The 20,458-nt window shown below is 62.1% G+C and carries 18 protein-coding genes and 1 pseudogene; 11 read left to right on the top strand and 8 right to left on the bottom strand.

Translation table 11 applies throughout. From position 1 onward, the window contains the following. Nucleotides 1-220: 220 nt before the first annotated feature. Together hslV and hslU are read left to right on the top strand one after the other, a co-directional pair. Nucleotides 221-757, top strand: coding sequence for an ATP-dependent protease subunit HslV (gene hslV / locus GNZ13_RS13330; RefSeq protein ID WP_091797221.1), 537 nt, complete (start codon nt 221-223; stop codon nt 755-757). 9 nt (nt 758-766) lie between these two features. Further along, entirely contained in the window at nt 767-2,113 is a 1,347-nt protein-coding gene (gene hslU / locus GNZ13_RS13325) for an ATP-dependent protease ATPase subunit HslU (RefSeq protein WP_172164728.1), read from the top strand. 154 nt (nt 2,114-2,267) lie between these two features. On the opposite strand, the gene GNZ13_RS13320 is transcribed toward hslU, so the two are convergent. Further along, nucleotides 2,268-2,810: a response regulator transcription factor gene (locus GNZ13_RS13320; RefSeq protein ID WP_172164725.1), complete on the bottom strand. Its 543-nt coding sequence runs from the start codon at nt 2,808-2,810 to the stop codon at nt 2,268-2,270. Continuing rightward, complete coding sequence (locus tag GNZ13_RS13315) at nt 2,807-4,117, bottom strand: ATP-binding protein (RefSeq protein ID WP_172164722.1); 1,311 nt, start codon at nt 4,115-4,117, stop codon at nt 2,807-2,809. The genes GNZ13_RS13320 and GNZ13_RS13315 overlap by 4 nt, the downstream gene beginning before the upstream one ends. Nucleotides 4,118-4,246: 129 nt before the next feature. Here GNZ13_RS13315 and GNZ13_RS13310 point away from each other — a divergent pair, with 129 nt between their 5' ends. Then, nucleotides 4,247-5,884 (top strand): tetratricopeptide repeat protein, encoded by a 1,638-nt coding sequence (locus GNZ13_RS13310; RefSeq protein ID WP_172164719.1) that lies wholly within the window; start codon nt 4,247-4,249, stop codon nt 5,882-5,884. Nucleotides 5,885-5,917: 33 nt separating this feature from the next. Here GNZ13_RS13310 and GNZ13_RS13305 read toward each other — a convergent pair whose 3' ends face one another. Beyond that, entirely contained in the window at nt 5,918-6,142 is a 225-nt protein-coding gene (locus tag GNZ13_RS13305; protein ID WP_172164716.1) for a cysteine-rich CWC family protein, read from the bottom strand. Between the two features lie 264 nt (nt 6,143-6,406). Between GNZ13_RS13305 and argB the strand changes: the two genes are divergently transcribed. The 7 genes and pseudogenes from argB to GNZ13_RS13265 all read left to right on the top strand — a co-directional run bounded on the left by argB (nt 6,407) and on the right by GNZ13_RS13265 (nt 13,731). Further along, nucleotides 6,407-7,306, top strand: coding sequence for an acetylglutamate kinase (gene argB, locus GNZ13_RS13300; protein WP_028197732.1), 900 nt, complete (start codon nt 6,407-6,409; stop codon nt 7,304-7,306). 209 nt (nt 7,307-7,515) lie between these two features. Further along, entirely contained in the window at nt 7,516-8,319 is an 804-nt protein-coding gene (locus GNZ13_RS13295; RefSeq protein WP_172164713.1) for a pyrimidine 5'-nucleotidase, read from the top strand. Next, entirely contained in the window at nt 8,286-8,984 is a 699-nt protein-coding gene (slmA, locus tag GNZ13_RS13290) for a nucleoid occlusion factor SlmA (protein ID WP_172164710.1), read from the top strand. The genes GNZ13_RS13295 and slmA overlap by 34 nt, the downstream gene beginning before the upstream one ends. A gap of 298 nt (nt 8,985-9,282) precedes the next feature. Continuing rightward, nucleotides 9,283-10,428: a homoserine O-succinyltransferase MetX gene (gene metX, locus GNZ13_RS13285; RefSeq protein WP_172164707.1), complete on the top strand. Its 1,146-nt coding sequence runs from the start codon at nt 9,283-9,285 to the stop codon at nt 10,426-10,428. Continuing rightward, nucleotides 10,425-11,033 carry a methionine biosynthesis protein MetW gene (metW, locus tag GNZ13_RS13280; RefSeq protein ID WP_120297324.1) on the top strand — a complete coding sequence of 203 codons (609 nt, stop codon included), beginning with the start codon at nt 10,425-10,427 and terminating at the stop codon, nt 11,031-11,033. The genes metX and metW overlap by 4 nt, the downstream gene beginning before the upstream one ends. A gap of 14 nt (nt 11,034-11,047) precedes the next feature. Further along, the gene (locus GNZ13_RS13275) at nt 11,048-12,442 is read left to right on the top strand and encodes an AmpG family muropeptide MFS transporter (RefSeq protein ID WP_172164704.1); all 1,395 of its coding nucleotides are present in this window, start codon (nt 11,048-11,050) and stop codon (nt 12,440-12,442) included. A 20-nt stretch (nt 12,443-12,462) separates the two neighbouring features. Beyond that, nucleotides 12,463-13,731: pseudogene (locus GNZ13_RS13265) on the top strand (M48 family metallopeptidase). Nucleotides 13,732-13,800: 69 nt separating this feature from the next. On the opposite strand, the gene GNZ13_RS13260 reads toward GNZ13_RS13265, so the two are convergent. From GNZ13_RS13260 to gatC, 5 genes are all read right to left on the bottom strand, one after another. Next, on the bottom strand, nt 13,801-14,580 hold the full coding sequence (locus GNZ13_RS13260; RefSeq protein WP_172164695.1) for an exodeoxyribonuclease III: 780 nt from the start codon (nt 14,578-14,580) through the stop codon (nt 13,801-13,803). 54 nt (nt 14,581-14,634) lie between these two features. Continuing rightward, nucleotides 14,635-15,474: a PPK2 family polyphosphate kinase gene (locus GNZ13_RS13255; protein WP_172164692.1), complete on the bottom strand. Its 840-nt coding sequence runs from the start codon at nt 15,472-15,474 to the stop codon at nt 14,635-14,637. Between the two features lie 179 nt (nt 15,475-15,653). Further along, complete coding sequence (gene gatB, locus GNZ13_RS13250) at nt 15,654-17,129, bottom strand: Asp-tRNA(Asn)/Glu-tRNA(Gln) amidotransferase subunit GatB (protein WP_172164689.1); 1,476 nt, start codon at nt 17,127-17,129, stop codon at nt 15,654-15,656. 5 nt (nt 17,130-17,134) lie between these two features. Beyond that, complete coding sequence (gatA, locus tag GNZ13_RS13245) at nt 17,135-18,622, bottom strand: Asp-tRNA(Asn)/Glu-tRNA(Gln) amidotransferase subunit GatA (RefSeq protein WP_172164686.1); 1,488 nt, start codon at nt 18,620-18,622, stop codon at nt 17,135-17,137. Nucleotides 18,623-18,665: 43 nt separating this feature from the next. Then, complete coding sequence (gene gatC / locus GNZ13_RS13240; RefSeq protein ID WP_063494470.1) at nt 18,666-18,965, bottom strand: Asp-tRNA(Asn)/Glu-tRNA(Gln) amidotransferase subunit GatC; 300 nt, start codon at nt 18,963-18,965, stop codon at nt 18,666-18,668. A gap of 379 nt (nt 18,966-19,344) precedes the next feature. Here gatC and GNZ13_RS13235 point away from each other — a divergent pair, with 379 nt between their 5' ends. Beyond that, entirely contained in the window at nt 19,345-20,388 is a 1,044-nt protein-coding gene (locus GNZ13_RS13235; RefSeq protein ID WP_004189550.1) for a rod shape-determining protein, read from the top strand. The last annotated feature ends 70 nt before the right edge of the window (nt 20,389-20,458 follow it).

Here is a 20,458-nt window from a genome sequence, read left to right as displayed (position 1 = left end):
GTCCCCCGCCCGCTCCGAATCCCGTGTTTTTGTCTTATGCCATTTGCCGGCTCTTGATATGACCGCACACGCCCTAAAATAAGTTGGACATGCGTTGCACGAGCGCGCGCCGGCCGGTTGATCGTTTCAGCGTTGCGCGCCGTCCGCTTCCAGGATTCACAGGATTCATGCGGTGGTGTTCCGCCACCGTGTCCTACCCGTTTTGCAAAGAGGAACGCATATGGAGCAATTTCACGGCACGACGATCGTTTCCGTGCGCCGCGGCGACAAGGTCGCGCTTGGCGGCGACGGCCAGGTCACGCTGGGCAACATCGTCATGAAAGGCGGTGCGAAGAAAGTCCGGCGCATCTACAACGGCAAGGTGCTGGTCGGCTTCGCCGGCGGCACGGCCGACGCCTTCTCGCTGCTCGACCGCTTCGAAGCGAAGCTGGAAAAACATCAGGGCAATCTAACCCGCGCTGCCGTCGAACTCGCCAAAGACTGGCGCACCGACCGCATGCTGCGCCGCCTCGAAGCAATGCTGATCGCGGCGGACGCCACCACCACCCTCGTCATCACCGGTAACGGCGACGTGCTCGATCCGGAAGGCGGCATCTGCGCGATCGGTTCGGGCGGCGCTTACGCGCAAGCCGCCGCGAAGGCGCTCGCTGACAACACCGAAATGTCGCCGCGCGAGATCGTGGAGAAGTCGCTGGAGATTGCCGGCGACATGTGCATCTATACGAACCATAACCGCGTTATCGAGACGATCGAGTAAGGACCCACGATGAGCACTATGACCCCTGCCGAGATTGTCTCGGAACTCGACAAACACATCATCGGCCAAGGCCGCGCGAAGAAAGCAGTTGCCGTGGCGCTGCGCAACCGCTGGCGCCGTCAGCAGGTTGAAGACCCGCTGCGTCAGGAAATCACGCCGAAGAACATTTTGATGATCGGACCGACCGGCGTCGGCAAAACCGAAATCGCGCGGCGTCTGGCGAAACTGGCCGACGCACCGTTCATCAAGATCGAAGCCACCAAATTCACCGAAGTCGGCTACGTAGGCCGCGACGTCGACAGCATTGTGCGCGATCTGATGGAGATCTCAATCAAGCAGACGCGCGAAACGGAAATGCGCAAAGTGCGGACCAAGGCGGAAGATCAGGCCGAAGACCGCATCCTCGACATCCTGCTGCCGAGCGCCCGGCCGGTTGGTTTCGGCGCGAGCTCCAGCGCCGTCGACACGGCGGACGAAGGCAGCACCACGCGCCAGACCTTCCGCAAGCGTCTGCGCGAAGGCCTGCTCGACGACAAGGAAATCGAACTCGACGTCGAGCAGCCGCAAGTCGGCATGGACATCATGGGGCCACCGGGCATGGAAGACATGACCGAGCAGATCCGTTCAATGTTCGCGAACATCGGCGGCGGCAAGAAAACACGCCGCAAGCTGAAGGTGAAGGAAGCGCTCAAGGTCCTCACCGACGAAGAAGCCGGCAAGATGCTCAACGACGAAGAGGTGAAAGCCAAAGCGGTGCAGAACGTCGAGCAGAACGGTATCGTGTTCTTGGACGAAATCGACAAGATCGCGTCGCGTAATGAAGCAGGCGGTGGTGAAGTGTCGCGTCAGGGTGTGCAGCGCGATCTGCTGCCGCTCGTCGAAGGCACCACGATCAACACCAAGTACGGCATGGTGAAGACCGACCACATTCTGTTCATCGCGAGCGGCGCGTTTCATCTGGCCAAGCCGAGCGATCTGATTCCGGAACTGCAAGGCCGCTTCCCGATTCGGGTCGAACTGGATTCGCTGTCGGTGGGCGATTTCGAATCGATTCTGGTTTCGACCGACGCGAGCCTCGTCAAGCAATACCAGGCGCTGCTGGCCACGGAAGACGTGCACCTGGAATTCGCCGACGACGGTATTCGCCGTATGGCCGAAATCGCGTACTCGGTCAACGAGAAGACCGAAAACATCGGCGCACGCCGCCTGTACACGGTGATCGAAAAACTGCTCGAAGATGTCTCGTTCGCAGCCGGCAATCACTCCGGCACGACGGTGCAGATCGACGCGGCGTATGTCGATCGCGCGCTGAACGAAGTGGCGGAAGACGAGGATCTGTCGCGCTACGTGCTGTGATGCCGATGCCGATGCCGGCGTCGACGCCAATGCCGCGTTAAAGCCGCGCGCCTCGCATACGACCAATCATGTGTGACGCGTAAAAAAACGGGCTGTCTTTTGAAAGACAGCCCGTTTTGCTTGACGGCCCGCAAGCGCGGGCAAGCCCCAGCGCTTACTGCTTTACCGGCCGCTTCGCCAGCTTGCGCTGCAGCGTTCGGCGATGCATGTTCAACGCGCGCGCAGTGGCTGAAATATTGCCGCCGTGCTCGGCGAGCACGCGTTGAATATGCTCCCACTCCAGACGCGCAACCGACAACGGCGTGGGATGCTCAATCGCCGCTTCAGCCTGCAGCGAGCTCGCTTCGCTTTGCAGCGCCGACAAAATCGTCTCGACATTGGCGGGCTTCGCCAGGTAGTTATCGGCGCCGTCTTTCACCGCCTGTACCGCCGTGGCGATGCTGGCATAACCGGTCAACACCAGCATGCGCGCGTCAGGCTGCAAATCACGCAAGGGGGCGACGAGCGTAAGGCCGGAGTCGTTGCCGAGATGCAGGTCCACCGTGATCTGGCTGAACTTCTGCTGGTTCGCCAACTTGATCGCCTCATCCGCGTTGTGCGCTTCGGCCACCGTATAGCCGCGCCGCGTCAAACCGCGGGCGAGGATGCCGGAGAACACCTCATCGTCGTCGATCACCAGAAAATTCATATCGCTCATGCCTGTTTCTCCGTGTTGGATGGCGTAGTGCCTTGACGGCCCGCACCTGAAAATTTGCGCGCTGCAAGCGGCAGTCTCAACACTGCACGCGTGCCACGCGGCTTGATCTCGCTGACATCGGCCAGCTCGATCGATCCCTTCAGACGTGCCGCCGCTGAAAATGCCAGATACAGGCCCACGCCGTGCCCACCCTGTGTGCTGTCGACCGGCATCGCGCCGAGCGACCCGCGCAGCGCGGCAGGAATGCCAGGACCCGCGTCACATACCTCGAATACGATCTGGTCGCCGCGCGCTGTGAGCGCGCACGACAGCGTGACGTGATCGCGGCTCGCACGCGCGGCGTTGTCGAGCAGAATCGTAAGAATCTGACTAACGGCAACCGTATCGTCAAGACTGACGCCCGCAGGCGGTACACCGATCCGCTCGAACTTCACATGCGGATGACGCAAGCGCCATTGCTCGCCAAACGACTCGAGCCATTCGCTGACCGTTTGCCGGTTGGTCGCGGTCGTTGCGCGGCTGCGCAGCCGCGCAAGCGCCGAAGTACACAGCGTCATTTGCTGTTCGAGCAGATCCAGATCGGCGCTGTACGGCGCGAGCCCCTTATCGGTTCGCGCAGCGTCGCGCAATTCTTCGGACAACATCGCAATTGTAGACAGTGGCGTGCCGATTTCGTGCGCGACAGTGGCAGCCTGCACGCCGAGTGCGACGGCGCGTTCATCGTGAAGCAAGCGCTGCTGCGCGTCTCCGAGCGCTGCGTCACGTAGTCGCAGAGCGCGTGACATGCGCGCGACGAACCACGCAATCAGGCCGACGCTGACCATGAAGTTCACCCACATGCCTGCGCGAAAGTAGTCGAACAGGTTGGCCGGGTTATCGAGATTGAGCGGTACGGAATCGAAGCCGAGCACGGCATAGCAGGCCACGGCGAACGCGGCGAGCCACGCCATCAGTTGCCATGGCAACACGGCGGCGGCAATCGCGAGCGATGGCAGGTACAGCGAAACGAATGGGTTGGTGGTGCCGCCAGAGAGGAACAGCAGCGCAGACAATGCGCCGAGATCGACCCAGATCTGGCCGAACAGTTCGAGATTGGACTCGGGCCGCTGCTGCGAGACGCGCCACCACGTGAGTCCGTTGAAGATCACTTCGAGGGCGATCACAAGCAACATGGCGGGCAACGGCAAGTGCACGCCGAAGAAGGTCTGCACGAACGCAATCGTCGTCAGCTGGCCAATGATGGCGAGGCTGCGTAGCCAGAACAGATGACCGAGGTTGACCCGGCCGGTGTTAGTTATACGATGCATGACTTTAGTTTAACGGTTCGGACTAGTCCGACTGACCTCGCGGTCTCGTGCCGGTAACATGGAATTTTTGCGATAGCGTTGCACAGGCCGATCGCTCATCACCGGTTCTTGCCACACTCAAACCCATCCATGCTGCCTATCTCTGATAGCGAAACTCCCGCCTCTTCAGCTTTCCTGAATTTTCTGCGCCATGCTGCTGCAGCCCGGCAAAACGGGACCGCAGAGGCGGAGGCCGGCTGGCTCGATGCCGCTGCGCAACACCACCCAATCGACGATGAGTCGATCGAATCACTCATTGCTACGCTTGTCGAGCAACATCGTCTTCATGACGCGATTGAACTTGCCGCCATTATTGCCCAACTCGATCCCCATCGCGCTCTCGCACACTTCCGTGTCGGCTACGCGCTGCAGATGGCAAACCGGCATGGCGAGGCAATCGCACCCTATCGTCGCGCACACGCCATCGATCCGAGACTGCCGCAGTTGCGCAACAATCTCGCTGGCGCCCTCGCGCTTACAAGCGGCGACCTGAACGAACAGATCGCCCTACTGGAAAGTGCAGTTCATGACGAACCCGGCCACGGCGACGCATGGACCAATCTCACTCAGGCAAGCCGCGCCAATTTGAATCTGCCGCGCGCGCTCGAAGCCGGCGTAAGAGCCGTGCAATGCGCGCCGCATAGCCCGCTGGCGCATAACAACTATGCACTGGCGTTGCGTGAGGCGCAACGCTGGGACGAAGCGGAGCACGCCGAAAGAGCCGCCTGTGCATTAGCGCCTAACGACGCGACCATGCGCTCCAATCTCAGCATGCTGCAGCTTATGCGAGGCGATTATGCGCACGGCTGGCAAACCCACGAAGCGCGCTGGGACCGATCATTTGAATTGGGCGGCAACCGCCCGGCAATGCCGGCGCCGACCTGGCGAGGCGAACCGCTCGCCGGCAAAACCCTGCTGGTGTGGGGCGAGCAGGGGATGGGCGATGTCTTGCAGTTCAGCCGCTATATCCCTCTGCTGGCCGAGCGTGTTCATCGCGAGGGCGGCCGTCTCGTCTGGAATTCATTTCCGCAGATGGGTGCGCTGCTCGCTCGCAGCCTCAGCGATCGTGTGGACAACTATTCGGCCGGCGGCGGCGTCGAATCTTTGCCGCCGTTCGACTACGAAATTCCGTTACTCAGCCTGCCTTTGATATTCGACACGCGCGAAGAAACCATCCCCGCTGCGACTCCGTATCTGCGTGCGGACGCTGCAGCCAGCGAGTCGTGGAGAAAGAGGCTTAACGGAGAAACGAGGCTCAAGGTCGGACTGACGTGGACGGGCAGTGCCGGCCATCAGCGCAATCCATTCCGGCGGGTGGGTTGGGAGCGCTACGCGGAACATTTCGGCGGCATGCACGACGTGGCGTTCTATTCGCTGCAACCGGGTGCCGAGGCGGACGTCGCGGCCGCCCGAGCGGCGGGTCTGCCGATGTCGGACTACACCGCCGAATTCGCCAACTTCGACGACACGGCGGCGTTTGTCAGCGCGCTCGATCTCGTCATCACGGTTTGCACGTCCGTGGCGCATCTGAGCGGCGCGCTCGGCCAGCGCACATGGGTGCTGCTCGACGTCAATCCGCATTGGGTCTGGCTGCTCGACCGGCCCGACAGCCCCTGGTATCCGAGCGCAACGCTCTACCGGCAGCCACAGTTTGGCCAATGGGATCCGGCACTGGAGACCGTTGCACGTGATCCGAGCGTGCTTGCGGCCCGGCACCACGCGGCATAGGTCGGCAACGCGGCCACCAGAGCCGCGCTGCGTTCAAGGCGAACCGGCTCCCGGCGCCGGTTGCACGGCTCGCGCAATCTCCGCTGCGAGACATTCGGGACACAGGCAGCGGCCCGACGGATCGAGCCGGTCTGCCGGCAGGGCCGACATCTCACGGCACCAGCAGTCGAACGGCACCCGATGCATGGCGCAATCGAACGCATGGCCACAGCGCGGACAAAGCGCGCTGCTTTCGGAGCGGGAAGCTGACGATTTCATGACGAGCCGGTGGCCTCGCTTCAGCCTGGATTACAAAATGATGCCACGACTGGCGTGCCAGGGTGAGTCGGCCGTTCGGCCAATTCACGGGCAGTTCTGAACGGCGATAAGCTTGCTCGCCGGTAGCCGCTGCGGGCCGTCCATTGCGCAGTGCGCAAAGCCCGCGCCGCCCGTCACCGGTGCCGGTGTCGAAAACCCTGTTGCAGCGCGCCAGTCCTGTACAATTCGCCCTGTTTTAACTGTTCCGTGCCTGAGCCTGCCGCCATGTCCGAGCTTCCTGACCTTTCGCAGATCGCGCCCACCCTGAAGGCTGAAATCCTGGCCGAGGCGCTGCCTTACATTCGCCAGTATCACGGTAAGACTGTGGTGATCAAATACGGCGGCAACGCCATGACTGAAGAACGGCTGAAGCAAGGCTTCGCGCGCGACGTGATCCTGCTGAAGCTGGTCGGTATCAATCCGGTCATCGTGCACGGCGGCGGTCCGCAAATCGACCAGGCGCTGAAGAAAATCGGCAAGCAGGGCACGTTCATTCAGGGCATGCGCGTCACCGACGAAGAGACGATGGAAGTCGTCGAATGGGTGCTCGGCGGCGAAGTGCAGCAGGACATCGTCACGCTGATCAACCATTTCGGCGGTCACGCCGTCGGTCTGACCGGCAAGGACGGCGGCCTGATCCACGCGCGCAAGATGCAGATGCCGGATCGCGACAATCCGGGCCAGTACGTCGACATCGGTCAGGTGGGCGAAGTCGAGGCGATCAATCCCGCGGTCGTGAAAGCGCTGCAGGACGACGCGTTCATTCCGGTGATCTCGCCGATCGGCTTCGGCGAAGACGGCCTGTCGTACAACATCAATGCGGATCTGGTCGCGGGCAAACTGGCGGTCGTGCTGAACGCCGAAAAGCTTGTGATCATGACCAACATTCCGGGCGTGATGGATAAGGAAGGCAATCTGCTGACCGATCTGTCGGCGCGTGAAATCGACGGCCTGTTCGCAGACGGCACGATCTCCGGCGGCATGCTGCCGAAAATCTCGTCGGCGCTGGATGCAGCGAAGAGCGGCGTGCGTTCGGTGCACATCATCGACGGGCGCATCGAGCACTCGGTGCTGCTGGAAATTCTCACCGAACAGCCGTTCGGCACGATGATCCGCTCGCATTGATTCCTGCCTCAAACCCGGCCCACACGGCTCGCCAGTCAGGCGTGCCGTGTGGGCCGTGCAGTTGCGCTGCCGCTGCGTCCCGCGGTACACAGCGCGCCGCCCTTCGGCGCAAAAACGCTCTCCCGTCTTTTATCGCCTTCCGCGTCGCGAACCGTCGTCAGCGTTCGCTGCGTGAAGCGACTGCCTGCGCCTGAACGGCGTCCTCCATCATGCGCACCCCCACTTCCCGACGCCGTCGTCCGCACATCGCAGGCGGCAGTCCGGTCTGGCTGTTCGATCTCGACAACACACTGCATCACGCCTCGCACGCGATCTTCCCGGCGATCAATCAGGGCATGACGCAGTACATCATCGACGCATTGCAAGTCGACATCGACGAAGCCAACCGTCTACGCACCGGCTACACGCAACGCTACGGCGCGACGCTGCTCGGTCTGGCGCGCCATCATCCGCTCGACCCGAACGACTTCCTGAAAGTCGTCCACACCTTCCCCGATCTCGGTTCGATGATCCGTCACGAACGCGGCGTCGCCCGGCTCGTCGCGTCGCTGCCCGGTCGCAAGATCGTGCTGACCAATGCGCCCGAAACCTATGCGCGCGCGGTGCTCGCGGAGTTGCGCCTCGAGCGTCTGTTCGAACAGGTGATTGCCATCGAACATATGCGCGATCGCCGCCACTGGCGCGCCAAACCTGATCATTCGATGCTGCGCCGGGCGATGCGCGACGCGCACGTCTCGCTCAAAGACGTGATCCTCGTGGAAGACACGCGCTCGCATCTGAAGAACTACCGGCGGCTCGGCATCCGCACCGTGTGGATCACCGGCCACCTGCCGCGCAAACCGTACGCGGACGGCGTACCGACGCGTCTGCCGGGCACCGGCCGGCCGCACTATGTCGATCGAAGCATTCGTTCGTTAAAATCGCTACGACTGGGCACCCGCTCGGTTCGATTGAAGGGACAGCAGACGGGACGACAGCCATGCAGCCGATCGACAAGCCTGACGAAGCCGTAGCCGAAGACGAACCCCCCCCGTCGCCCGCCCCGCGTACGCCGCGCCTGAAGCCGGGTGAGCGCCGCGTGCACATCCTGCAGACGCTTGCCGCGATGCTGGAGGCACCGAAGAGCGAAAAGATCACCACGGCGGCACTCGCCGCCCGGCTCGGCGTCTCGGAAGCCGCGCTGTACCGCCATTTCGCCAGCAAGGCGCAAATGTTCGAAGGGCTCATCGAGTTCATCGAGCAGACCATCTTCGGCCTGATCAACCAGATTGCCGACAAGGAAAGCAACGGCGTGCTGCAAGCCCGTGCGATCGCGCTGATGCTGCTCAACTTCCCCGCGAAGAATCCCGGCATGACGCGCGTGCTGACCTGCGAAGCGCTGGTCGGCGAGCACGAGCGGCTGACCGAGCGGGTCAATCAGATGCTGGAGCGAGTCGAGGCGTCGTTGAAGCAGTGTTTGCGGCTGGCTCAGATGGAGGCAAACGCAAGCGCGGGTGAAAACGCAAGCCCCAGCGCAAATGCGCATGCTGCCCCGCTGCCCGCCGGCTACGATCCCGCGATCCGCGCGAGCTTGCTGCTGAGCTACATCATCGGTCGCTGGCATCGGTATGTGCGCAGCGGCTTTGCGCGGCCGCCGGCTGAACACGCCGATGCACAGCTGCTGCTGATTCTTCAGTAGTCCGCGCCGCCCGCGCAACGGCGCGGCAGCGCCCGCGACGCTGCCGCATGAAATTTTCCGCTATACTTTGCGCCTGACTTCGGCACCTCGATACTCCTGAGACCGCTGTCCAGAACACCCTGAACACCTATCACGCGCCGATTTGCTGACTCGATTGCGGGCGCGCGAACTGCCGGGAACGTTTCCCGCGGTTCACTATAAATGCGGCTAAAGAGGTCGTCAGCCGCGCACACCGTTTCTCCTCCGTGCCTCGCCGACGCCAATCTAGCCGCCCTGTATTTGTTAAATGGCGGAATGAATGGAATCGATCGGTATCGTCGCTCCCCAAAAAATGCATTTCACCGAGCCGCTGCTCATGCAGAACGGCAGCTCGCTGGCCGGTTACGACCTGATGGTCGAGACCTACGGCACGCTCAACGGCGCGCGTAGCAATGCCGTGCTGGTGTGCCACGCGCTCAACGCCTCTCACCACGTGGCGGGCGTGTACGCCGACAATCCGAAAGACATCGGCTGGTGGGACAACATGGTCGGCCCGGGCAAGCCGCTCGACACCAACAAGTTCTTCGTGATCGGCGTGAACAATCTGGGTTCGTGCTTCGGCTCGACCGGGCCGATGAGCATCGATCCGGCTACAGGCAATCCGTACGGCGCGACCTTTCCTGTCGTGACGGTTGAAGACTGGGTGAACGCGCAGGCGCGCGTCGCCGATGAGTTCGGCATCACGCGCTTCGCGGCGGTGATGGGCGGCAGCCTCGGCGGCATGCAGGCGCTCGCGTGGAGCATGATGTATCCGGAGCGGGTGGGCCATTGCATCGTCGTTGCGTCCACCCCGAAGCTGTCCGCGCAGAACATCGCGTTCAACGAGGTGGCGCGCTCGGCGATTCTGTCGGACCCCGACTTCCACGGCGGCAACTACTATGCGCATAACGTGAAGCCGAAGCGCGGCTTGCGCGTCGCGCGCATGATCGGCCACATCACGTATCTGTCGGACGACGACATGGCCGAAAAATTCGGCCGTTCGTTGCGCCGCGCGGAAGGCGCGGTGGACGCGTACAACTTCAACTTCGATGTCGAATTCGAGGTGGAGTCGTATCTGCGCTATCAGGGTGACAAATTCGCCGACTACTTCGACGCGAACACGTACCTGCTGATCACCCGCGCGCTCGACTATTTCGATCCGGCCAAAGCCTTCGACGGCGATCTGACCGCCGCCGTCGCGCACACCACGGCGAAATACCTGATCGCCAGCTTCTCGACCGACTGGCGTTTCGCGCCGGCCCGCTCGCGCGAACTGGTGAAGGCGCTGCTCGATCACAAGCGCACGGTGACCTACGCGGAAATCGACGCGCCGCACGGCCACGACGCCTTCCTGCTCGACGATGCGCGCTATCACAACCTGATGCGCGCCTATTACGAACGTATTGCGAACGAGGTGAACGCATGAACCAGCGAGCACTCGATTATCTGGCGCTACGCCCGGACTTCCGCGCGATCGCCCGCTGGGTCGAACCGCGCGCCACCGTGCTCGATCTGGGCTGCGGCGACGGCTCGTTGCTGTCGCTCCTGACCGAAGAACTGGACGTGCAGGGCTATGGCATCGAAATCAACGACGCCGGGGTTTTGGCGTCGACGCAGAACGGCGTCAACGTGATCCAGCAGAATCTGGAAGACGGCCTGCGTCTGTTCGAAGACAGCAGCTTCGATTTCGCGGTTTTGTCGCAGACGCTGCAAACCATCCATCAAACGGCCGCGATCCTGCGCGAGACAGTGCGGGTGGGCAAGGAATGCATCGTCTCGTTCCCGAATTTCGGTTACTGGGCGCACCGGCTGTCCGTGCTGCAAGGCCGCATGCCGGTGTCCAAGTCGTTGCCTTACCAGTGGCACAACACGCCGAACGTGCGGGTGCTGACGATCAAGGATTTCGAGGCGCTGGCGCCGGAAGTCGGCATCGAGATTCTCGACCGCGTGGTGCTTCACGATGGTCAGGTGGTGCGGTGGGGGGTGAACTGGCGTGGTAGTCTTGCGGTCTATCGCGTCAAGAAAAGCTAACGCCACTTATCCACATGTCGAACCCGCCGCACGAGGCGCCTGCACTTACCGCTCACGAAGAACATCCCGGCTGGCGCGCGTTCCTGAATACGCGCATGCTGATCTGCGTCTTTCTCGGCTTTACGTCGGGACTGCCGCTGTTCACGCTCGTCTATCTGGTACAGGCATGGCTACGCTCCGAAGGCGTCAATCTGAAGGAAATCGGCCTGTTTGCGCTGATCCAGTTCCCGTACACCTGGAAATTCGTCTGGGCCCCGTTGATGGACCGCTACGTGCCGCGTTTGCCGGGCTGGCGTCCGGGCAGACGGCGCGGCTGGATGCTGGTTACGCAGATTCTGGTCGCGGGCGCGATCGCCACTCTAGGGGTCGTCTCGCCGCGCGATTCCATCTGGACAGTGGCCGCGTTGACGGCGCTGGTCGCGTTGTTCGGCGCGAGCCAGGACATCGCGATCGACGCCTACCGGCGTGAGTTGCTGAGCGACACGCAGCAGGGTCTCGGCAATGCAGTGCACGTGAATGCTTACAAGATTGCCGCATTGGTGCCGGGTTCGCTGGCGCTGATCCTCTCCGACCATCTGCCCTGGGCTACCGTATTCGCGGTCACCGCTGCGTTCATGCTGCCGGGCATGATCATGACGCTGGTGGTACGCGAACCCGAGGTACACGGCGCGCCGCCGAAAAACCTGCGCGATGCGATCGTGCTGCCGTTCCGCGAATTTATCCAGCGCGATGGTTGGCGTGGCGCGCTCTTTGTGCTGGCGTTCATCTTCCTGTACAAACTCGGCGACACGATGGCAACCACGCTATCGACGTCATTCTTTCTCGACATCGGTTTCTCGCGCACGCAGATCGGCGTGATCGCCAAGACCACCGCGTTCGGTGCGAGTCTCGCGGGTGGGATTATCGGCGGGATCTGGCTGATGCGCATTGGCATCGGCCGTGGGCTGTGGATTTTCGGCATCCTGCAGATGGTGTCGACGCTCGGCTTCGCGTGGCTCGCGCATATTGGCCCAGCCTCGCCTGGATTGGCTGTCGTCTATGACATCGCGGTTTGGCTGAGTCAAGGTACGACGAAATTGCTGTCGGTGTTCGGCATCGACTGGACCGTGCAACTCGATCCGCGCTCGGTGGCGCTCGCGCTCGTCTATGGCCTTGAAACCTTTGCGACCGGCCTGACGATGTCTGCCTTCGTCGCATATATCGCCAGTACCACTGATCCGCGCTACACGGCCACGCAGTTCGCGCTCTTCACGAGCCTCGCTTCGGTGCCGCGCACGCTCGCGTCCGCGGCAAGCGGCTACGTCGTCGCGCAGATCGGCTGGTTCGACTACTTCATCGTGTGTACTGCGCTGGGGCTGCCCGGCATGCTGCTTCTGCTGCGCATCGCGCCCTGGAGAACACAGTCGTGACGGTGCTTCAGTCAACGCGCCTGGTGCGTCTGGAATCGGATGCCTCAAGGATTCGTTCGCCCAAGGCCGGCCGCGCGGTGCTGCGTGCGGCCTTGGCGCTCAGTTGCGCAAGCCTGACGTTGGCGGCGCCATTGAGCGCCTACGCGACCGCTATGTCCACGGTCGGCACCGGTGCGGCAGCGCCGGCCACCGCCACCACGCCGGTGCCAGTGCCGACGCCGGCGGCAAAGTCGGCGCCGAACACAGCGAGTCCTGAAAACGCGACATCGGCGGCAACCGGCGCGGCCAGCGCCACGAACGCCCTCAGCGCACCTGCGGCCGCCACGCCGCCCGCTTAAACCCACCCCCCCCCCCCGCCTGTAACGGCCAAAACGCCCGCAGCCACCTCGGCGCCGGCAGCGACCGCAAAAGCGCCTGCCGCGACTTCCTCGCCTGCCGCAACCGCCAACGCCCCCACGCCCCCGTCTTACAGTGCTCCGAACACACAGTTGCGCTACGGCGGCTACCTCGTGTTTCGCAACCTGATCCCGTCGCCCATGCTCGAGGCGCAAGCCGCCGAAGAGTTCAGCCAGATCGTGTACGGCGCAGAGCACGCGAACCGCCTGTACGGCGACACCGACGCCCACGTCACGCGGGTTCGTTCGATCGTCGACAAGCTGATTCCCTACTCGCTGAAGTGGAACGAGCGGGCGAAGGGCTGGAAGTGGAATGTGGCGGTGGTGCGCTCGCCCGATATCCGCATGTACTGCCTGCCGGGCGGCAAGATCGTCGTGTATAGCGGCCTGCTCGATCGCGCGCGTCTGAACGACAACGAACTCGGCATGCTGATCGGTCACGAGATCGCACACGCGTTGCGCGAGCATGCGCGCGAGCGGCTCGGCGAACTGCAGGCCAGTCAGCTCGACTCATCCGGCACGATCCCGCAGCTATTCGGACTCGCCGATCTGGGCGCGGCGCCGCTCGGCATCGGTTCGCGATTGCTGGAGATGAAGTACGAGAGCACCGACGAAACCGAGGCCGATGTAATCGGCAGCGATATCGCCTCTCGCGCCGGCTTCGATCCGCGCGCGGCGGTCACGCTATGGGACAAGCTGGCCACGGCGACGCGCAGCAATCGCGACCAGGGCTATATCTACGTGCACCCGTACACGCCGGTGCGGCGCCAGGACATCATCAAGCGTTTGCCAGATATGCTGCCGCTCTATGCGAAGGCAATCGGCAAGAGCGTCGACGTGCTGCCGGACTATGCCGGCATAGGGCGCCCGCGCCGCAAACCGGTCAGCGAGTGAGTTGCGTGAGCCGCGGCGCTTGCGGCCTCGCCTGTGACTTACGCGGTTCCTTTGCAGTTCAAGCCGTACTTATTTCTTGACCTTGTGGTCGTAATCGACCGTCAGCGGCGCATGGTCGCTGAACTTGATATCGCGGAACACGTCGGTGCGTTTCGCCTTGCCGGCGATGCCCTGCGTCGCGATCTGATAATCGATCCGCCACCCCACGTTCTTCGCATACGCCTGACCGCGATTACTCCACCACGTGTACTGTTCCGGCCGCTGATCCAAAGTACGGAACACGTCGACGTAACCCACTTCGTCAAACAGCTTGGTGAGCCACTCGCGCTCTTCCGGCAGGCAGCCTGAATTCTTCTGGTTGCTCTTCCAGTTCTTGATGTCGATCTCTTTGTGGACGATGTTCACGTCGCCGCACACGATCACTTCGCGCTCCTGGGCCAGTTCCCCGAGATGCGGCATGAACTCGTCCATGAACCGGAACTTGGCCTGCTGGCGATCTTCCCCACTCGACCCCGACGGCACGTACACCGAGATCACCGACAGTTTGCCGAAGCGCAATTCGACATAGCGCCCTTCCGGATCGAATTCCTCGCTACCGAACCCGATCACCACTTCATCCGGCTCATGGCGCGTGTACACGCCCGCGCCGCTATAACCCTTCTTCACCGCATGCTGGAAATAACCGGTGAAACCGTGCGGCGACATGAATTCCGGCGTCAGATCGTCTTGCGAGCATTTGATTTCCTGCACGCACAGTACGTCGGCTTTCTGTTCGCCGAACCAATCGAAAAAACCCTTCTTCGCCGCTGAGCGGATGCCGTTCAGGTTGGCGGTAATCACACGCAACATGTCGTTCCTTTTATGTTCGATTCGTTGTTAGAGCAAAGGGCAAAAAGCATACGGTCATTCGACCTTGACGCCCTTCAGCGATTCTTTGGCAGGCGGATATTCGAGCTTTAGCGCTTCGAACGTGCGCAGCAATAACTCGGCGACCATCACATTGCGATGAGTCTTCGAATCGGCCGGAATCACGTACCACGGCGCGTAGTCGGTCGACGTCGCGGCTAGCGCATCGCGGTACGCCGCCTGATATTTGTCCCACTGCTTGCGGGCTTCGAGATCGGAGACGTCGAATTTCCAATGCTTGCTCGGATCGTCAATGCGCGCTTGCAGACGCTCACGCTGCTCATCTTTTGAAATGTGCAGCATGCACTTGATGATGGCCGTACCGCTGTCGGCCAGCAGTTTTTCGAACTGGCGAATGTGACAGCAGCGTCGCTCGAATGCGTCGGCATCCAGATTGCCGAGCACGGTCGGCACCAGCACATCTTCATAGTGACTGCGATTGAAGATCGTCAATTCACCGGCAGCGGGCGCCTGCGCATGCACGCGCCAGAGAAAATCGTGCGCCAGTTCGACGGGCGTCGGCGCCTTGAACGGCACGATGTGCAAACCGAGCGGATCGACTTCATGAAACACCGCGCGGATCGTGCCGTCCTTGCCGCTCGTGTCCATGCCTTGCAGCACCAGCAATACCCGACGCTTCTGCTGCGCGTGCAGGCACTCCTGCAACGTGTCGAGCGTAGCTCCAATCTCCGACAAACGCGCCCGGTCGGCATCTTTCGAACCGGTCGAAAAAGGCTTCGCGGCCGGGTCGAAAGCGTCGAGCGAGAATTTGCTGTTCTTCTTGGCGTCGTCGAAATACGGCACGCGGAAATCGTCGAGTTCGGGTTGTTTCGCCATTCACACTCCGTGATCTGCGTTCAGCGGTACATAAAATAAAAGCGGGCCCGCAAAATGAAACGGGCCGTTGCCCCACTTTCGTTTCCGGCAACAGCCCGCGGTGACCGAAGCTCGCGCTTCAGCCGCTACATTCAACCGGGGTTCAACCGAGGTTCAACTCAGCCACAACCCAAGTTCATTCAGGACAGCTTCTTCTTCAGCAGTTCATTCACCTGCGCCGGATTGGCCTTGCCCTTGGTGGCTTTCATCGCCTGCCCGATCAGTGCGTTGAACGCCTTTTCCTTGCCGGCGCGGAATTCCTCAACGGACTTCGGGTTCGCGGCGAGCACTTCGTCGATGATCGCTTCCAGCGCGCCGGTGTCCGAAATCTGCTTCAAACCCTTCGCTTCGATGATGCGATCGGCAGCGGCTTCGTCGGTGGCCTTCTCTTCCCAGATCGCGAGGAAAATTTCCTTGGCGATCTTGTTCGAGATCGTGCCGTCGGCGATACGTTGCAGCAACAGCGCGAGTTGCGCCGACGAAACCGGGCTCTCCGCGATGTCCAAGTCTTCACGATTCAGTTGCGACGACACTTCGCCCATCAGCCAGTTAGCCGCGACCTTCGCCTGCGCCGGGCCGACCTTGACGACAACCGCTTCGTAGTACGCAGCCATGGCCTTGCTCGACGTCAGCACGTTGGCGTCGTACGGCGTGAGGCCGTATTGCGACACGAAACGCTGCTGAATCGCCACCGGCAGTTCCGGCATTTCGCTCTTCACGCGCTCGACCCATGCCGCGTCGATCACGAGCGGCATCAGATCGGGATCGGGGAAATAGCGGTAGTCGTGCGCGTCTTCCTTGCTGCGCATCGAACGCGTTTCGCGCTTGTCCGGATCGTACAGACGCGTTTCCTGCACCACCGTGCCGCCGTCTTCGATCAATTCGATCTGACGGCGCACTTCGTACTGAATCGCTTCTTCGAGGAAGCGGAACGAGTTCAGGTTCTTGATCTCGGCACGCGTGCCGAATTCCGCCTGACCGACCGGACGCACCGACACGTTCGCGTCGCAACGGAACGAGCCTTCCTGCATGTTGCCGTCGCAGATGCCGAGCCATGTGACCAGTGTGTGCAGCGTCTTGGCGTAGGCGACCGCTTCCGCCGCGCTGCGCATTTCCGGCTCCGTGACGATTTCGAGCAGCGGCGTGCCGGCGCGATTCAGGTCGATGCCGGTCATGCCCGCGAAGTCTTCGTGCAGCGACTTGCCCGCGTCTTCTTCGAGGTGAGCGCGCGTCAGGTTGACGACCTTCTCGTACGCTTCCTTGCCCGCCTTCTCGTTAGCCGGGACCTGAATCGTCACCTGACCGCCTTGCACGACAGGGATTTCGTACTGGCTGATCTGATAGCCCTTCGGCAGATCGGGGTAGAAATAATTCTTACGCGCGAAGATGCTGCGCGGTGCGATCGTCGAGCCGATCGCGAGGCCGAACTGAATCGCGCGCTCCACGGCGCCGCGGTTCATCACCGGCAGCGAGCCCGGCAATGCCAGATCGACGGGGCAGGCCTGCGTGTTCGGTGCAGCGCCGAATTGCGTGGCGGCACCCGAGAAAATCTTCGATTGGGTCGACAGTTGCGCGTGGGTCTCCAGACCGATCACGACTTCCCATTGCTTGGCCATGGTGCTCACACTCCTGCCGGTGCTTTACGGTGCCAATCGGTCGCGCGCTGGAACGCGTCGGCTACTTGCAGCATCCGGGCTTCATTGAAATAGTTGCCGATGATCTGCAGACCCACCGGACGCTGCGCATTCGCGCCCGCGCCGAAGCCGCACGGCACGCTCATGCCCGGCAAGCCGGCGAGGCTCACCGACAGCGTGTAGATGTCGGCCAGATACATCTGCACCGGATCGTCGCCCTTCGCGCCGAGGTCCCACGCCACCGACGGCGCCACCGGTCCCATGATCACGTCGCACTGCTTGAACGCTTCCTGGAAGTCTTGCGCGATGATGCGGCGGATCTTTTGCGCCTGCAGGTAGTACGCGTCGTAATAGCCGTGCGACAGCACATAGGCGCCTACCAGAATACGACGCTTCACTTCCGGACCGAAGCCTTCTGCACGCGATTTCTTGTACATGTCGAGCAGATCGCGGTATTCCGCGGCACGATGGCCGAAGCGCACGCCGTCGAAACGCGACAGGTTCGACGAAGCTTCCGCCGGTGCGATCACGTAGTACACCGGGATCGACAACTCGGTTTTCGGCAGCGAGACTTCTACCAGCGTCGCGCCGAGCGCTTCGTATTGCTTCAAGGCGGCGTCGATCGAGGCGCGCACGTCGTCGGCAAGGCCTGCGCCGAAATACTCTTTCGGCAGGCCGATGCGCAGGCCGGCGAGCGGTTTGTCCGCGCCACCTTCCTTCCACGTCTTGCCGATGTAGCGCGTGAAGTCTTCATCGTCGCGCGTGAGGCTGGTCGAATCGCGCTCGTCGAAACCGGCCATGGCGTTGAGCAGCGTCGCGCAATCCACAGCGGTCTGGGCCATCGGGCCGCCCTGATCCAGCGACGACGCGAACGCGATCATCCCGTAACGCGACACGCGGCCGTATGTCGGCTTGATGCCGGTGATGCCGGAGAACGACGCCGGCTGACGAATCGAGCCGCCCGTATCCGTGCCTGTGGCAGCGGGTGCGAGGCGCGCCGCGACCGCGGCCGCCGAGCCACCCGACGAACCGCCCGGCACAGCCTTACGATCCCACGGATTCTGCACGGGACCAAAGTACGAATTCTCGTTGGACGAGCCCATCGCGAACTCGTCCATATTGGTCTTGCCCACGCACACCATGCCGGCGTTCTGCAGACGCGCGACCACCGTCGCGTCGAACGGACTTTCGTAGTTCGACAGCATCTTCGAGCCGGCCGTGGAGCGCCAGCCCTTGGTGACGAACACGTCCTTGTGCGCGATCGGCAGGCCGACCAGCGGGCCGGCGTGGCCGGTGTGAAGCAGCGCGTCGGCCGCTTTCGCCTGCGCGAGCGTCAGGTCGGCGTCGACCTGAATGAAAGCGTTCAGGCTATTGGCCGCGTCGATCCGCTTCAGATACAGCTGCGCCAGTTCGACTGCGGAGCATTCCTTGGCCGCCAGTGCGGCGCGCAGTTCGGTCAAGCTTTTTTCATGCATTGCGTTTTATCCTGGGCTTGATTCGCGAGTCTTGGTCGATCACTTACTCGATCACCTTCGGCACGAGGTACAGGCCGTCCTGGACGGCCGGCGCCGGGCGCTGGAAAGCTTCACGGTCGACCGTTTCGGTCACTGCGTCGTCACGCAGACGCAGTGCGACGTCTTCGATCTGCTCGATCGGATGGGCAAGCGGGGCGATGCCGGTGGTATCGACCGCCTGCATTTGCTCGACGAGCCCGAAGAAATCGTTGAGCTGGGCAAGCGTGTGCTCAGCGTCGGCGTCAGCCAGTTCGAGCCGCGCGAGGTGCGCGATGCGTTTAACATCGGTCAGGGTCAGAGCCATGCAGTCACCGGAAAATGTGGTGGACCGCCGCAGCGCGGGAAAAACGATGCTGCGACAGCGGGTTACGACACTGGAGGAAGACCTCGGAAAAGGGGCCAGCGGCGGCAAAAAGTGCCGTCCGTTTCCTTCAAAACATCCAAAATTATAAGGTATCATTACGCGTTCGACCCAAACCCGGACCGACTTACCAAGGCCTTTCTGAACAATTCCCAAAGATAGTTCGGATTTTTCTGACTGGGCCTTGCTCCGGCCTCCGGTAGACTCCCTCGCAGCTTCAAGTTCCTGTGGCGCCGCATCCGCCCGGTTGAAGCTGTTATTTTTCCGCTGCCGCCCTGCGCATACGTTGCGAGGGCCGGCCCCAAGCGAGACAGGATTTTGAATGTTCGGTTTTCTGCGCAGCTACTTCTCCAACGATCTGGCGATTGACCTTGGCACTGCCAACACGCTCATTTACATGCGTGGCAAAGGTATCGTTCTTGATGAGCCGTCGGTGGTCTCGATCCGCCAGGAAGGCGGTCCCAACGGCAAAAAAACCATTCAGGCAGTCGGTAAAGAAGCCAAGCAGATGCTTGGCAAGGTGCCGGGCAACATCGAGGCGATCCGCCCGATGAAAGACGGCGTGATCGCCGACTTCACCGTCACCGAACAGATGATCAAGCAGTTCATCAAAACTGCTCACGAATCGCGCATGTTCTCGCCGTCGCCGCGCATCATCATCTGCGTGCCGTGCGGCTCGACCCAGGTCGAGCGTCGCGCAATTAAAGAAGCGGCACACGGCGCGGGCGCTTCGCAGGTCTACCTCATTGAAGAACCCATGGCTGCGGCAATCGGCGCAGGCCTGCCGGTGTCGGAAGCAACCGGCTCGATGGTCGTCGATATCGGCGGCGGCACGACCGAAGTCGGCGTGATCTCGCTCGGCGGCATCGTGTACAAGGGTTCGGTGCGCGTAGGCGGCGACAAGTTCGACGAAGCCATCGTCAACTACATCCGCCGCAACTACGGCATGCTGATCGGCGAACAAACCGCAGAAGCGATCAAGAAAGAAATCGGCTCCGCGTTCCCGGGTTCCGAAGTCAAGGAAATGGAAGTGAAGGGCCGCAATCTGTCGGAAGGCATTCCGCGCAGCTTCACCATCTCCAGCAACGAAATTCTCGAAGCCCTCACCGATCCGCTGAACCAGATCGTGTCGTCGGTGAAGATCGCACTCGAACAAACGCCGCCGGAACTGGGCGCCGACATCGCCGAACGCGGCATGATGCTCACGGGTGGTGGCGCACTGCTGCGCGATCTGGACCGCCTGCTCGCCGAAGAAACCGGCCTGCCGGTGCTTGTCGCCGAAGACCCGCTGACCTGCGTTGTGCGCGGCTCGGGCATGGCGCTCGAACGCATGGACAAGCTGGGCAGCATCTTCTCGTACGAGTAAGCGAGCCCGTCTCCATGTCAGTAGCGCGGATCAGGCAAACGGCCCCTTGCGGGCCGGTTTGCCGTTGGCT

This window comes from Paraburkholderia elongata (genome assembly GCF_013177735.1).
GTDB lineage: Bacteria > Pseudomonadota > Gammaproteobacteria > Burkholderiales > Burkholderiaceae > Paraburkholderia > Paraburkholderia elongata.
The sequence above is the reverse complement of the archived record's forward strand: the minus strand, read 5'-3'. Positions and strand labels throughout refer to the sequence as shown.

Bases quoted from the DNA above. Each gene is read 5' to 3' on its own strand.
- hslV (WP_091797221.1), top strand. From the start codon at position 221: ATGGAGCAATTTCACGGCACGACGATCGTTTCCGTGCGCCGCGGCGAC.
- hslU (WP_172164728.1), top strand. From the start codon at position 767: ATGAGCACTATGACCCCTGCCGAGATTGTCTCGGAACTCGACAAACAC.
- GNZ13_RS13320 (WP_172164725.1), bottom strand. From the start codon at position 2,810: ATGAGCGATATGAATTTTCTGGTGATCGACGACGATGAGGTGTTCTCC.
- GNZ13_RS13315 (WP_172164722.1), bottom strand. From the start codon at position 4,117: ATGCATCGTATAACTAACACCGGCCGGGTCAACCTCGGTCATCTGTTC.
- GNZ13_RS13310 (WP_172164719.1), top strand. From the start codon at position 4,247: ATGCTGCCTATCTCTGATAGCGAAACTCCCGCCTCTTCAGCTTTCCTG.
- GNZ13_RS13305 (WP_172164716.1), bottom strand. From the start codon at position 6,142: ATGAAATCGTCAGCTTCCCGCTCCGAAAGCAGCGCGCTTTGTCCGCGC.
- argB (WP_028197732.1), top strand. From the start codon at position 6,407: ATGTCCGAGCTTCCTGACCTTTCGCAGATCGCGCCCACCCTGAAGGCT.
- GNZ13_RS13295 (WP_172164713.1), top strand. From the start codon at position 7,516: ATGCGCACCCCCACTTCCCGACGCCGTCGTCCGCACATCGCAGGCGGC.
- slmA (WP_172164710.1), top strand. From the start codon at position 8,286: ATGCAGCCGATCGACAAGCCTGACGAAGCCGTAGCCGAAGACGAACCC.
- metX (WP_172164707.1), top strand. From the start codon at position 9,283: ATGGAATCGATCGGTATCGTCGCTCCCCAAAAAATGCATTTCACCGAG.
- metW (WP_120297324.1), top strand. From the start codon at position 10,425: ATGAACCAGCGAGCACTCGATTATCTGGCGCTACGCCCGGACTTCCGC.
- GNZ13_RS13275 (WP_172164704.1), top strand. From the start codon at position 11,048: ATGTCGAACCCGCCGCACGAGGCGCCTGCACTTACCGCTCACGAAGAA.
- GNZ13_RS13260 (WP_172164695.1), bottom strand. From the start codon at position 14,580: ATGTTGCGTGTGATTACCGCCAACCTGAACGGCATCCGCTCAGCGGCG.
- GNZ13_RS13255 (WP_172164692.1), bottom strand. From the start codon at position 15,474: ATGGCGAAACAACCCGAACTCGACGATTTCCGCGTGCCGTATTTCGAC.
- gatB (WP_172164689.1), bottom strand. From the start codon at position 17,129: ATGGCCAAGCAATGGGAAGTCGTGATCGGTCTGGAGACCCACGCGCAA.
- gatA (WP_172164686.1), bottom strand. From the start codon at position 18,622: ATGCATGAAAAAAGCTTGACCGAACTGCGCGCCGCACTGGCGGCCAAG.
- gatC (WP_063494470.1), bottom strand. From the start codon at position 18,965: ATGGCTCTGACCCTGACCGATGTTAAACGCATCGCGCACCTCGCGCGG.
- GNZ13_RS13235 (WP_004189550.1), top strand. From the start codon at position 19,345: ATGTTCGGTTTTCTGCGCAGCTACTTCTCCAACGATCTGGCGATTGAC.